Source organism: Pseudomonas sp. S32 (assembly GCF_016648095.1).
Classification (GTDB): domain Bacteria; phylum Pseudomonadota; class Gammaproteobacteria; order Pseudomonadales; family Pseudomonadaceae; genus Aquipseudomonas; species Aquipseudomonas parafulva.
Genome location: NZ_JACVVF010000034.1, coordinates 36692 through 48851, shown reverse-complemented (window position 1 = coordinate 48851; position 12160 = coordinate 36692). Strand labels below are relative to the sequence as shown.

General features: G+C 63.5%; 11 protein-coding genes. 9 read left to right on the top strand and 2 right to left on the bottom strand.

Going from position 1 to position 12160, the window contains the following annotated elements; all coding sequences use genetic code 11:
- Positions 1 to 141 precede the first annotated feature (141 nt).
- Complete coding sequence (gene metK, locus IAE38_RS17590; protein ID WP_003249375.1) at positions 142 to 1332, bottom strand: methionine adenosyltransferase; 1191 nt, start codon at positions 1330 to 1332, stop codon at positions 142 to 144.
- Between the two features lie 18 nt (positions 1333 to 1350).
- The gene (locus IAE38_RS17585) at positions 1351 to 2343 is read right to left on the bottom strand and encodes an ArsR/SmtB family transcription factor (protein WP_201218456.1); all 993 of its coding nucleotides are present in this window, start codon (positions 2341 to 2343) and stop codon (positions 1351 to 1353) included.
- 272 nt (positions 2344 to 2615) lie between these two features.
- Between IAE38_RS17585 and tkt the strand changes: the two genes are divergently transcribed.
- The 9 genes from tkt (at position 2616) to IAE38_RS17540 (ending at position 12088) form a co-directional block, all read left to right on the top strand.
- A complete protein-coding gene (gene tkt, locus IAE38_RS17580; RefSeq protein WP_201218455.1) occupies positions 2616 to 4613 on the top strand; it encodes a transketolase in 1998 nt (665 codons plus the stop codon).
- Positions 4614 to 4764: 151 nt separating this feature from the next.
- Positions 4765 to 5826, top strand: a complete 1062-nt coding sequence (gene epd / locus IAE38_RS17575) for an erythrose-4-phosphate dehydrogenase (RefSeq protein WP_028631899.1) — start codon at positions 4765 to 4767, stop codon at positions 5824 to 5826.
- A gap of 12 nt (positions 5827 to 5838) precedes the next feature.
- Positions 5839 to 7002, top strand: a complete 1164-nt coding sequence (locus IAE38_RS17570; protein WP_201218454.1) for a phosphoglycerate kinase — start codon at positions 5839 to 5841, stop codon at positions 7000 to 7002.
- Entirely contained in the window at positions 7002 to 7253 is a 252-nt protein-coding gene (locus IAE38_RS17565; protein WP_201218453.1) for a hypothetical protein, read from the top strand. Before IAE38_RS17570 ends, IAE38_RS17565 begins: the two co-directional genes overlap by 1 nt.
- A gap of 140 nt (positions 7254 to 7393) precedes the next feature.
- Positions 7394 to 7723, top strand: coding sequence for an MliC family protein (locus IAE38_RS17560; protein ID WP_028631896.1), 330 nt, complete (start codon positions 7394 to 7396; stop codon positions 7721 to 7723).
- Between the two features lie 98 nt (positions 7724 to 7821).
- Complete coding sequence (gene fba / locus IAE38_RS17555; protein ID WP_028631895.1) at positions 7822 to 8886, top strand: class II fructose-bisphosphate aldolase; 1065 nt, start codon at positions 7822 to 7824, stop codon at positions 8884 to 8886.
- 226 nt (positions 8887 to 9112) lie between these two features.
- Positions 9113 to 11239, top strand: a complete 2127-nt coding sequence (locus tag IAE38_RS17550; RefSeq protein WP_201218452.1) for a putative bifunctional diguanylate cyclase/phosphodiesterase — start codon at positions 9113 to 9115, stop codon at positions 11237 to 11239.
- 39 nt (positions 11240 to 11278) lie between these two features.
- A complete protein-coding gene (locus tag IAE38_RS17545; RefSeq protein ID WP_028631893.1) occupies positions 11279 to 11779 on the top strand; it encodes a M48 metallopeptidase family protein in 501 nt (166 codons plus the stop codon).
- 12 nt (positions 11780 to 11791) lie between these two features.
- Positions 11792 to 12088, top strand: coding sequence for a winged helix-turn-helix domain-containing protein (locus IAE38_RS17540; protein WP_028631892.1), 297 nt, complete (start codon positions 11792 to 11794; stop codon positions 12086 to 12088).
- Positions 12089 to 12160: the final 72 nt, after the last annotated feature.

Genomic DNA, 12160 nt, shown 5'->3' with positions numbered 1-12160 from the left:
AACGTAGGAGCGAGCGCAGCTCGCGATGCGCCGCGCGGGCGGCGCTCGGTCCCCCAGGCGCCGAATACCTACAGCCAGGCCCATCGCGACAAAGCCCCTGCCGATCGCTCGACAGGGGCCCTGATGTTCGCCAACGACCGGTTACAGGCCGGCAGCGTCACGCAGCGACTGGGCGCGGTCGGTGCGTTCCCAGGTGAAGGTGGTGAAGGTGTCGTCGCCAACAGTCTTCTGCTGCGGGGTGCGGCCGAAGTGGCCGTAGGCAGCGGTTTCCTGGTACATGGGGTGCAGCAGGTCGAGCATGGTGGTGATGGCATACGGGCGCAGGTCGAAGCACTCGCGCACCAGCTGGATGATCTTGTCGTCCGACACCTTGCCGGTACCGAAGGTGTTGATCGAGATCGACGTCGGTTGCGCCACGCCGATGGCATAGGACACCTGAATCTCGCAGCGCTCGGCCAGCCCGGCCGCCACGATGTTCTTGGCCACGTAGCGGCCGGCGTAGGCGGCGGAACGGTCGACCTTGGACGGGTCCTTGCCGGAGAACGCGCCACCACCGTGGCGGGCCATGCCGCCATAGGAGTCGACGATGATCTTGCGCCCGGTCAGGCCACAGTCACCCACCGGGCCACCGATGATGAAGTTGCCGGTGGGGTTGATGTGGTATTGGGTACCTTTGTGCAGCAGTTCGGCCGGCAGGGTGTGCTTGACGATCAGCTCCATCACCGCTTCCTGCAGGTCTTTCTGCGACACCTCAGGGTTGTGCTGGGTCGACAGCACCACGGCGTCGATGCCCACTACCTTGCCGTTTTCGTAGCGGCAGGTGACCTGGGACTTGGCGTCCGGGCGCAGCCAGGGCAGCAGGCCAGACTTGCGCGCTTCGGCCTGGCGTTCTACCAGACGGTGCGAGAAGCAGATAGGCGCCGGCATCAGCACCTCGGTTTCATTGCTGGCATAGCCGAACATCAGGCCCTGGTCGCCAGCACCCTGGTCTTCAGGCTTGGAGCGGTCCACGCCCTGGGCGATGTCCACCGACTGCTTGCCGATGATGTTCATCACCGCGCAGGTGGCACCGTCGAAGCCCACGTCGGAGCTGTTGTAGCCGATGTCGATGATGACCTTGCGCACCAGGTCCTCGAGGTCGACCCAGGCCGAGGTGGTCACTTCGCCGGCGATGATCGCCACGCCGGTTTTAACCAGCGTTTCACAGGCTACGCGGGCGTATTTGTCCTGGGCGATGATCGCGTCCAGAACGGCGTCCGAAATCTGGTCGGCGATCTTGTCCGGATGCCCTTCGGACACGGACTCGGAAGTGAAAAGGGAGTATTCGCTCATCTCGAGGGTTCCTGAAATTTACCGATGGTGTATGTCGCCAGCCGTCCGCTGGAAATGACGAACCTGGATCTGGAAACCGTTGCGCAGGCCTACGTACAGGCTGTCTGCGTGGGCCAGCCCGGCCGCATGGGCCCAGCGGGCCAGGTCGTCCTGTTCGAAGCCAAGCCACAGGTCGCCGCAGGCTTCGCGCGCCCACCCCTGGTCATGGCTGCACAGCTCGGTGACCAGCAGGCTGCCGCCTGCCTTCACCCGCTTGGCCAGCTGGCGCAATGCCAGGGCCGGGTCGCTGAAGTGGTGCAGCACCATGTTCAGCACAACGCAGTCGGCGGCCACATCCGTTGCACACAGTGCATCGCCCAACTGCAGGTTTACGTTGCCCAGCCCGTCGCGCTGGCACACCTGGCGCGCCAGTTCGAGCATGGTCGGGCTGTTGTCCAGTGCCGTGACCTGGGCGAAGCGCCGAGCCAGGTCGGGGAGAAACCCGCCATCGCCGGGGCCGACTTCCAGGGCGCTGGCACCGGGTTGGAAGTGCAGCTTGTCGAGCAGCGCCAGGAGGCTCTCGCGGTATTGCGGCAGGCCTGCGATCAGGTCTTGCTGGGCACGGAATTTTTCTTCCACGCGCAGGAAAAAGTCCTGGCTGGTGGCGGCGCGGCGCTGCTGCACCTGGGCAATGCGCGCTTGAACATCGGCGGGCAGGGCCAGGTCATCGACCTCGTCGAGCAGCGCCGCATGCAGGCGCCCGCCCAGGCGCAGGCTGTCGGGCAGGGCGCGGCGATAGAAGATGGCATTGCCCTCGCGGCGAGTGGCCACCAGGTCGGCCTGGGCCAGCACCTTGAGGTGGTGGCTCATGCCCGACTGGCCTATGCCGAAGATCTGCGCCAGTTCCAGCACGCCGAAGGAGTCGTTGGCCAGTGCCCGCAGCACATTCAGGCGCAGCTCATCGCCACTGGCCTTGCACAGGGCGGCCAGTGTTTCGCGTTGTTCCGGTATGGCGTGGGCGGGGGCATTCATGGTGCGGCAGTCTAGACAGGCAGCGCTGCCCTAGCAAGGCCAATATCAAAAAGTTTTGATATTGGGGGTGAGCGGCAAGCTGCAAGCTGCAAGCGGCAAGCTTGAGAGCGGGCTGAATCGGGCTCTGCTTCATCGCTTGCAGCTTAAAGCTTGCCGCTTGAAGCTCAAAGCGTGCCGCTTGCAGCTTTAAAGTTTGCCCCAAGCCCCCACAGTGGGCGAAAATGGCTGCCTTTCTTGTGTCACTCCCTATTCAAGCCCCCAGGAGATCAGCGATGCCCAGCCGTCGTGAACGTGCCAACGCCATTCGTGCCCTCAGCATGGATGCCGTGCAAAAGGCCAACAGCGGCCACCCAGGTGCCCCCATGGGCATGGCGGATATCGCCGAAGTACTTTGGCGCGACTACCTCAAGCACAACCCGAGCAACCCCAAGTTCGCCGACCGTGACCGCTTCGTGCTGTCCAACGGCCATGGCTCGATGCTTGTCTATTCGCTGCTGCACCTGACCGGCTACGACCTGTCGATCGACGACCTCAAGGGTTTCCGTCAACTGCACAGCCGCACCCCGGGTCACCCGGAATACGGCTACACCCCAGGCGTTGAAACCACCACCGGCCCACTGGGCCAGGGTATTGCCAACGCCGTAGGCTTCGCCCTGGCTGAAAAAGTCATGGCCGCGCAGTTCAACCGTGACGGCCACACCATCGTTGACCACAACACCTATGTGTTCATGGGCGACGGCTGCATGATGGAAGGCATCTCCCACGAAGTGGCGTCGCTGGCCGGCACCCTGGGCCTGAACAAGCTCATCGCCTTCTATGATGACAACGGTATTTCCATCGACGGCGAAGTGCACGGCTGGTTCACCGACAACACCCCGGCCCGTTTCGAAGCCTACAACTGGCAGGTGATCCGCAACGTCAACGGCCACGATGCCGAAGAAATCAAGATGGCCATCGAGACGGCGCGCAAAAGCGACCGCCCGACCCTCATCTGCTGCAAGACCACAATCGGCTTCGGTTCGCCGAACAAGCAGGGCAAGGAAGAATCCCACGGTGCGCCGCTGGGCAACGACGAAATCGCCCTGACCCGCCAGGCCCTGAACTGGAACCACGGCCCGTTCGAAATCCCGGCCGACATTTATGCCGAGTGGGACGCCAAGGCCAATGGTGCCAAGGTGGAAGCCGAGTGGAACCAGCGCTTCGACGCCTACGCCAAGGCCTACCCGGAGCTGGCCGCCGAATTCAAGCGCCGCAGCGCCGGCGAACTGCCAGCCGACTTCAGCGAGAAGGCCCAGGCCTACGTCAACGAAGTGGCGGCCAAGGGTGAAACCATCGCCAGCCGCAAGGCCAGCCAGAATGCACTGAATGCCTTCGGCCCGCTGCTGCCGGAATTCCTCGGCGGCTCGGCTGACCTGGCCGGCTCCAACCTGACCCTGTGGAAGGGTTGCAAAGGTGTGGAAGCGGCCGATGCCAGCGGCAACTACGTGTTCTACGGCGTACGCGAGTTCGGCATGACTGCCATCATGAACGGCGTAGCCCTGCACGGCGGCCTGGTGCCTTACGGCGCCACCTTCCTGATGTTCATGGAATACGCCCGCAACGCCGTGCGCATGTCCGCACTGATGAAGCAGCGTGTTATCCACGTGTACACCCACGACTCCATCGGCCTGGGCGAAGATGGCCCGACCCACCAGCCGATCGAGCAGCTCACCAGCCTGCGCACTACCCCGAACCTGGACACCTGGCGCCCCGCCGATGCCGTGGAATCGGCAGTCAGCTGGAAAAACGCCCTGGAACGCAAGGACGGCCCATCGGCGCTGATCTTCTCGCGCCAGAACCTGCAGCACCAGGCGCGCGACGCCCAGCAGATCGCCAACATCAGCCGTGGCGGCTACGTGCTGAAGGACTGCGCCGGCGAGCCGGAAGTGATCCTGATCGCCACCGGTTCCGAAGTGGGCCTGGCTGTTCAGGCACATGCCAAGCTGACCGAACAGGGCCGCAAGGCGCGCGTGGTATCCATGCCCTGCACCAGCGTGTTCGACGCCCAGGATGCCGCCTATAAACAGTCCGTGCTGCCGCTTGAAGTGGGTGCGCGCATTGCCATCGAGGCTGCCCACGCGGACTTCTGGTACAAGTACGTGGGCCTGGAAGGCCGCGTCATCGGCATGACCACCTATGGTGAGTCGGCCCCGGCGTCGGCACTGTTCGAAGAATTCGGCTTCACCGTGGACAACATCCTGGGTACTGCCGAAGAACTGCTGGAAGACTGATGTAACGGTCTGCGGGCGGTGTCGCCTGCATTGGCGGGCAAGCCCGCCCTCACTGGGTTGCATGTGCATCCAGTGGGGGCGGGCTTGCCTGCGAATGCCACACCGCAATGCCCGCAGGCTGACGAAAACAACATTGTCTCGTGAGCCCCGAATGCCCCACCTGCGTCCCTACAAAGTTGCACTCAACGGTTACGGCCGTATCGGCCGTTGTGTTCTGCGCGCGCTGTTCGAGCGTGGGGCGCGGGCCGGTTTCGACATCGTTGCGCTCAACGACCTGGCCGATCAGGCTAGCCTCGAATACCTCACTCGCTTCGACTCCACCCATGGCCGGTTCCCCGGCGAAGTCAGGGTCGATGGCGATTGCCTGCACATCAATGGCGACTGCGTGAAGGTGATGCGCAGCGCCACGCCAGAGGGCATCGACTGGGCAGCCCTTGGCATCGACCTGGTGCTGGAATGCTCCGGCGCCTACCACACCCGGGCCGATGGCCAGCGCTTTCTGGATGCCGGCGCGCCACGCGTGTTGTTCTCGCAGCCCATGGCCAGCGAGGCCGATGTGGATGCCACGGTGGTGTACGGCATCAACCAGGCGTGCCTGACAGGCAGCGAACGCCTGGTGTCCAATGCCTCCTGCACCACCAACTGTGGCGTGCCGCTGTTGCGGGTACTGGACCAGGCGTTTGGCATCGAGTACGTGCAGATCACCACCATTCACTCGGCGATGAACGACCAGCCTGTGATCGACGCCTACCACCACGAAGACTTGCGCCGCACGCGTTCGGCCTTCCAGTCGGTGATCCCGGTGTCCACCGGTTTGGCGCGCGGTATCGAACGCCTGCTACCGGAACTTGCCGGGCGAATCCAGGCCAAAGCGGTACGCGTGCCCACGGTCAACGTGTCGTGCCTGGACATCACTCTGCACACCGCCCGCGACACCACGGCGGCCGAGGTCAACAGGGTGCTGCGCGAGGCCGCGCTGGAAGGCCCGCTCAAGGGCCTGCTGGCCTATACCGAGCTGCCGCACGCCAGTTGTGATTTCAACCATGACCCGCATTCGGCCATTGTCGATGCCAGCCAGACCCGCGTTTCCGGCCCCCGGCTGGTCAACCTGCTGGCCTGGTTCGACAACGAATGGGGGTTTGCAAACCGTATGCTCGACGTTGCCGACCACTTCCTGCACGTCGTTCACCCAACCCGCAACAAACAGCCCTGAAGGACTGCATTCATGACCGTGTTGAAGATGACCGACCTCGACCTGAAAGGTAAGCGCGTACTGATTCGCGAAGACCTCAACGTGCCTGTGAAGGACGGTGTGGTAACCAGCGACGCGCGTATCCAGGCCGCACTGCCGACCATCAAGCTGGCCCTGGAGAAGGGCGCAGCGGTCATGGTCTGCTCCCACCTGGGGCGCCCCACCGAGGGCGAGTTCTCTGCCGAGAACAGCCTCAAGCCGGTTGCAGACTACCTGAGCAAGGCCCTTGGCCGCGATGTGCCGCTGGTGGCCGATTACCTGAACGGTGTGCAGGTCGAGGCCGGTGACCTGGTGCTGTTCGAGAACGTGCGGTTCAACAAGGGCGAGAAAAAGAACGCCGACGAGCTGGCGCAGCAGTATGCTGCCCTGTGCGATGTGTTCGTCATGGACGCGTTCGGCACCGCTCACCGCGCCGAAGGCTCGACCCATGGCGTTGCCAAGTTTGCCAAGGTTGCCGCCGCCGGCCCGCTGCTGGCGGCAGAGCTGGATGCCCTGGGCAAGGCACTGAAAGCCCCGGCCAAGCCGATGGCGGCCATCGTCGCCGGCTCCAAGGTGTCCACCAAGCTGGACGTGCTGAACAGCCTGAGCACCGTATGCGACCAGCTGATCGTGGGTGGCGGCATCGCCAACACCTTCCTGGCCGCTGCCGGGCACCCGGTGGGCAAGTCGCTGTACGAGCCGGACCTGGTCGAAACCGCCAAGGCCATCGCGGCGAAGGTGAGCGTGCCGCTGCCGGTTGACGTGGTGGTCGCCAAGGAATTCGCTGAAAGCGCCGAAGCCACCGTCAAGGCCATTGCCGACGTTGCTGCCGACGACATGATCCTGGATATCGGCCCGCAGACGGCTGCCCAGTTCGCCGAACTGCTGAAGTCGTCGAAAACCGTGTTGTGGAACGGCCCGGTTGGGGTGTTCGAATTCGACCAGTTCGGCAACGGCACCCAAGTGCTGGCCAAAGCCATCGCCGACAGCGCTGCGTTCTCCATTGCCGGTGGCGGTGATACCCTGGCAGCCATCGACAAGTATGGTGTCAGCCAGGATATCTCCTACATTTCTACCGGTGGCGGCGCGTTCCTCGAGTTTGTCGAGGGCAAGGTGCTGCCAGCCGTGGCGATTCTGGAAGAGCGGGCCAAGGCCTGATGAGCTCGTCGTCTGGCAAAGGGAGTGGCCTCATGGTCAAGCAATTGCCTGTCATGCTGTTGGCTGGCCTGCTAAGCGCCTGCGCTGGCAGCCCGGCGTCGCAGGACGACCCGGCGCAGCCGCCCAAGGGCGGCTGCTACCAGTCCGAGTGGCAAGCCGAGACGGTGCCGGTGATCAGCAAGCGCGCGGGCCCCGACGGTTTGGAAAAGTACGACGAGGAACACCAGCGCAAGGCGCCAGGCTGCCCTTGATCGGCTGCCTGGCAACCTGAAGGCAGGTTTGTGGTCTTGTGAGTGGGCCCGCCCGCTTACGCGCTTTATGTGGCAGCCGGCTTGTCAACGCGACGAAGCGCGCTGACGGGGTGCAAGGTAGCCCAAACCGAGGAAACAGAATGAAAGCGTTTCTGGCCGTAACGGCCCTGGCAACCCTGGCAGGTTGCTCGCTGCTCAAGCCAGCGCAACCTGCCCCGGCAGACAACTGGACCCGCTGGGTCTGCGATACACAAACCGAAGTGCTGTGGCGCTTCGCCGACCCGCAGCAGGACCAGGTTGATGTCCGTCTGGGCGGCGGTGACCAGGTCTACCGCCTGAAGGCCGAGCCGGGTGCCTCGGGTGCGCTGTACAGTGACGGCATGCTGGCCTTCCACACCAAGGGTGATGAGGGCCTGGTGTACTGGGTGGCGACCAACGATCTGATTGGGCGGGGCTGCAAGGCACCGTGACTGGCCGGGCCGCAAGGTGGCCCACACAACTTGAACAGCAACCGCCCCTGCGGCAGGCTTGCACGAAACAACGACGCTTGTCGGGAGAGAGATACACAATGGCACTCATTAGCATGCGCCAGATGCTGGACCACGCCGCCGAGTTCGGTTACGGCGTACCGGCTTTCAACGTCAACAACCTCGAGCAGATGCGCGCCATCATGGAAGCGGCCGATAAAACCGACTCCCCGGTGATCGTGCAGGCCTCCGCCGGTGCTCGCAAGTACGCCGGTGCGCCTTTCCTGCGCCACCTGATCCTGGCGGCCATCGAAGAGTTCCCGCACATCCCGGTGTGCATGCACCAGGACCACGGCACCAGCCCCGACGTATGCCAACGCTCCATCCAGCTGGGCTTCAGCTCGGTGATGATGGACGGCTCGCTGGGCGAAGACGGCAAAACCCCGACTGACTACGAGTACAACGTTCGCGTCACCCAGCAGACCGTGGCCATGGCCCACGCCTGCGGCGTATCGGTTGAAGGCGAACTGGGCTGCCTGGGCTCGCTGGAAACCGGCATGGCCGGTGAAGAAGACGGCATCGGTGCCGAAGGCGTCCTGGACCACAGCCAGATGCTGACCGACCCGGAAGAAGCGGCCGACTTCGTCAAGAAAACCCAGGTAGACGCCCTGGCCATCGCCATCGGCACCAGCCACGGCGCCTACAAGTTCACCAAGCCGCCTACCGGTGACGTGCTGGCCATCGACCGCATCAAGGAAATCCACAAGCGCATCCCCAACACCCACCTGGTGATGCACGGTTCTTCCTCGGTACCGCAGGAGTGGCTGGCGATCATCAACCAGTACGGCGGCGACATCAAGGAAACCTACGGCGTGCCGGTCGAAGAGATCGTCGAAGGCATCAAGTACGGTGTGCGCAAGGTGAACATCGACACCGACCTGCGTTTGGCATCCACCGGTGCGATTCGTCGCCACATGGCGGTCAACCCAAGCGAATTCGACCCTCGCAAGTTCTTCGCCGAAACCGTGAAGGCCATGCGCGACGTGTGCATCGCCCGTTACGAAGCCTTCGGCACTGCCGGCCATGCCTCCAAGATCAAGCCGATCTCCCTGGAAGGCATGTTCCAGCGCTACGCCAAAGGTGAACTGGTGGCCAAGGTCAACTAAGCCACCGGCGATTGAAAAACCCGCAGCGATGCGGGTTTTTTTTGCCCTCAGAAAAGGCACGCCGCGCTTTAGGGCGCGGATTATGTCGGCGAGATGACTGCCGTTCGTCTACCTTGATCTCAACGAGTGATAGCTTTCTGATTGCAGTGCGTGCTATCGGCGTGCGTCTGGAGTACAACTGGATCAGGCGGTATTTTTGAAGTCGGTCACAAAATAGAGAAGCAGCATGGATGGCGCTCAACTCCAACACCTGTCACAGGATGGCAGCTCGATTCTTCTGGTAGTCGATGATTACCCCGAGAACCTCATCAGCATGCGGGCGCTGTTGGCCCGTCACGATTGGCAAGTGCTGACCGCCGCTTCCGGGCTGGAGGCCTTGAACGCACTGCTGGCAAACGACGTAGACCTGGTTTTGCTGGATGTCCACATGCCGGAGATGGACGGCTTTGAAGTCGCACGCCTCATGCGCAGCAACCATCGCACGCGCTTCACCCCGATCATATTCCTCACCGCCAATGAGCAGTCCCAGGAGGCGGTGCTGAAGGGCTACGCCAGCGGCGCAGTGGACTACATGTTCAAGCCGTTCGACCCCAAGATCCTCAAGCCCAAGGTGCAGGCCCTGCTCGACCAGCAACGCAACCGGCGTATGTTGCAGGGGCTGACCCGCGAGCTGGAGGCGGCGCGGGCATTCAATGCGTCCATTCTGGATAACGCTGCCGAAGGCATTCTGGTGGTGGACGAGCAAGGCATCATCCGCTTTGCCAACCCCGCCATCTGCCGCCTGCTCTCGGCGCCGGTCCAGCAACTGCAGGGGGCCTACCTGTTGGGGCTGGTGCAACTGGCCAGCGCCACATTGTGGCAGGAGTCGGAGTTCTACCAGGCCTACCTGGCCCGGCGCATCTTCCGCGTGCACGATGCCCAGCTGCGCCGGTTGGGCGGTGAGCTGCTGCCGGTCGCCTTGTCGTGCGCGCCACTGCCAGCTGACCAGCAGGCCATGGTGGTGACCGTGCTGGACATGTCGGCGGTGCACAACCTGCACCAGCAACTTGAGTATCAGGCCATCACCGACCCGCTCACCGGGCTGCTGAACCGGCGCGGGTTCTACCAGGCTGCCGAAAGCGCGTTGCTGCGCAACGAGCGCTCTGACCGGGCCAAGGCACTGATGTACATGGACCTGGACGGCTTCAAGCGCATCAATGACTCGCTCGGCCACGATGCCGGTGACCGCGTGCTGCGCTGGGTGGCGGACCAGCTCAAGGACTGCCTGGGCAATGAGGCGCTGCTGGCGCGCATGGGTGGGGACGAGTTCACTGCCTTGTTCGACGGCCTGCCTTACCCGGAGCAGGCCGGGCGCTATGCTGAACGTTTGCTCGAACGCATTTCCATCAGCCATCAGGTGGATGGGCTGGATGTGTGCCTTGGGGTCAGTATCGGCATCGCCACGTACCCGGACTGCGGGGCGAATGTAGAAGGCCTGCTGCGTGCAGGCGATGCGGCCATGTACGCGGCCAAGCAGCAGGGGCGCCAGCAATACCGCTTCTACGATGAGGAACTCAACGGGCGGGCGCGGTCGCGGCTGATGCTGGAGGACGGCGTGCGCTCGGCCATCGAGCAGCAGGACTTCACCCTGGTCTACCAGCCGCAAGTGGCGTTCGCCGATGGCCGCCTGCGTGGCTTCGAAGCCTTGCTGCGCTGGCAGCACCCCAGTGTCGGTGACGTACCCCCGGGCCTGTTCATACCCCTGCTGGAAGAAGCCCGGCTGATCAATCGGCTGGCCAGCTGGATCTACGGGCAGAGCGCGGCCCAGCGCAAGGCCTGGTACGCGCATTTTCCCGAGGAGCTGGTGCTTGGCATCAGCCTGAGCCGCGCTCAGTTTGCCGCGCCTGGGTTAGTGGACGAGCTGGAGCGGGTGATCCAGCGTTACCAGCTGCAACCGGCACACCTGGAAGTGGAAGTGGCAGAAACGTCCCTGATGTACAACATTGACGCTGCTGTTAAACAGATCGACCGGCTGCGCACGCTGGGTGTGAGGGTGGCCCTGGATGACTTTGGCGCAGGCGACTGCTCGCTGCGCATGCTGCGTGACTTGCCCATCGATACCCTCAAGCTCGATCGGCACCTGGTGGCGCGCCTGCCGGATTCGGCGGTGGATGCGGCGCTGGCGCGCAGTGTGCTGGGGCTGTGCGCCGACTACGGCATAACGGTGATCGCCGAGGGCGTGGAAACCCAAGCCCAGGCTGATTGGTTGAAGGCCAGTGGCTGCGCCTATGTGCAGGGTTTTCTGGTGGCGCACCCGATGACTGCCAGCGACGCCGGCAGCTTCCCGGCGATTTTCCCCTGGCCAGCGACGTGATTGGCTAGAATCGCCATTCGTTTCGCCAACTGTGTTGCCATGAACGCCTTACGTTACTTGCAAGCTTACCCCCCGCACCTGCAGCAGCAGGTGCGGCAGATGATCGATACTGACCGCCTGGGCGAGTACCTGCAGCGGCGCTACCCCGACCGCCACGCTGTGCAAAATGACAAGGCGTTGTACGGCTATGCCCAGGAGTTGCGCCAACGCTACCTGCGCACCGCCCCACCCCTGGACAAGGTGCTGTTCGACAACCGCCTGGACCTCACCCACCGGGCGCTGGGCCTTAACACTGCGGTGTCGCGGGTGCAGGGGGGCAAGCTCAAGGCCAAGAAGGAAATCCGCATCGCGTCGCTGTTCAAGGAAGCCGCGCCGCAGTTTCTGCGCATGATCGTGGTGCACGAGCTGGCGCACCTGCGCGAGCGCGACCATAACAAGGCCTTCTACCAGCTGTGCCAGCACATGGAGCCGGACTACCACCAACTGGAACTCGACCTGCGCATCTACCTGACGTACCGGGAACTGCCAGGCAACTGTTAAGGACCACGCAGCATGGAAGTGAGCAAGACCAAGAGCAGCTTCTACCGCCGCCTGTACGTGGCCTGGCTGATCGACAGCCAGACCGCGACCAGCGTGCCCGCCCTGATGGAGGCGACCGGCATGCCGCGGCGCACCGCCCAGGACACCATTGCCGCACTGGCCGACCTGGACATCGCCTGCGTTTTCGAACAGCAGCCAGGGGCGCGTAACCATGCCGGGCACTACCGTATACAGGACTGGGGAGCGATTGACCGGCAGTGGATTGGCCGCCATTTGCAGCAGTTGCGCGAGGTGCTGGGTTACCCCTGAGTGGCATGCGCCGCCCAGCACTTTGCATATGAAAAATCCAGGCTTCGGCCAGAATAGAGGCTAAATGACACT

Coding starts and splice junctions, on each gene's coding strand:
- metK (WP_003249375.1), bottom strand. CDS start 1,332: ATGAGCGAATACTCCCTTTTCACTTCCGAGTCCGTGTCCGAAGGGCAT.
- IAE38_RS17570 (WP_201218454.1), top strand. CDS start 5,839: ATGACCGTGTTGAAGATGACCGACCTCGACCTGAAAGGTAAGCGCGTA.
- IAE38_RS17540 (WP_028631892.1), top strand. CDS start 11,792: ATGGAAGTGAGCAAGACCAAGAGCAGCTTCTACCGCCGCCTGTACGTG.
- IAE38_RS17585 (WP_201218456.1), bottom strand. CDS start 2,343: ATGAATGCCCCCGCCCACGCCATACCGGAACAACGCGAAACACTGGCC.
- fba (WP_028631895.1), top strand. CDS start 7,822: ATGGCACTCATTAGCATGCGCCAGATGCTGGACCACGCCGCCGAGTTC.
- IAE38_RS17560 (WP_028631896.1), top strand. CDS start 7,394: ATGAAAGCGTTTCTGGCCGTAACGGCCCTGGCAACCCTGGCAGGTTGC.
- IAE38_RS17550 (WP_201218452.1), top strand. CDS start 9,113: ATGGATGGCGCTCAACTCCAACACCTGTCACAGGATGGCAGCTCGATT.
- tkt (WP_201218455.1), top strand. CDS start 2,616: ATGCCCAGCCGTCGTGAACGTGCCAACGCCATTCGTGCCCTCAGCATG.
- IAE38_RS17565 (WP_201218453.1), top strand. CDS start 7,002: ATGAGCTCGTCGTCTGGCAAAGGGAGTGGCCTCATGGTCAAGCAATTG.
- epd (WP_028631899.1), top strand. CDS start 4,765: ATGCCCCACCTGCGTCCCTACAAAGTTGCACTCAACGGTTACGGCCGT.
- IAE38_RS17545 (WP_028631893.1), top strand. CDS start 11,279: ATGAACGCCTTACGTTACTTGCAAGCTTACCCCCCGCACCTGCAGCAG.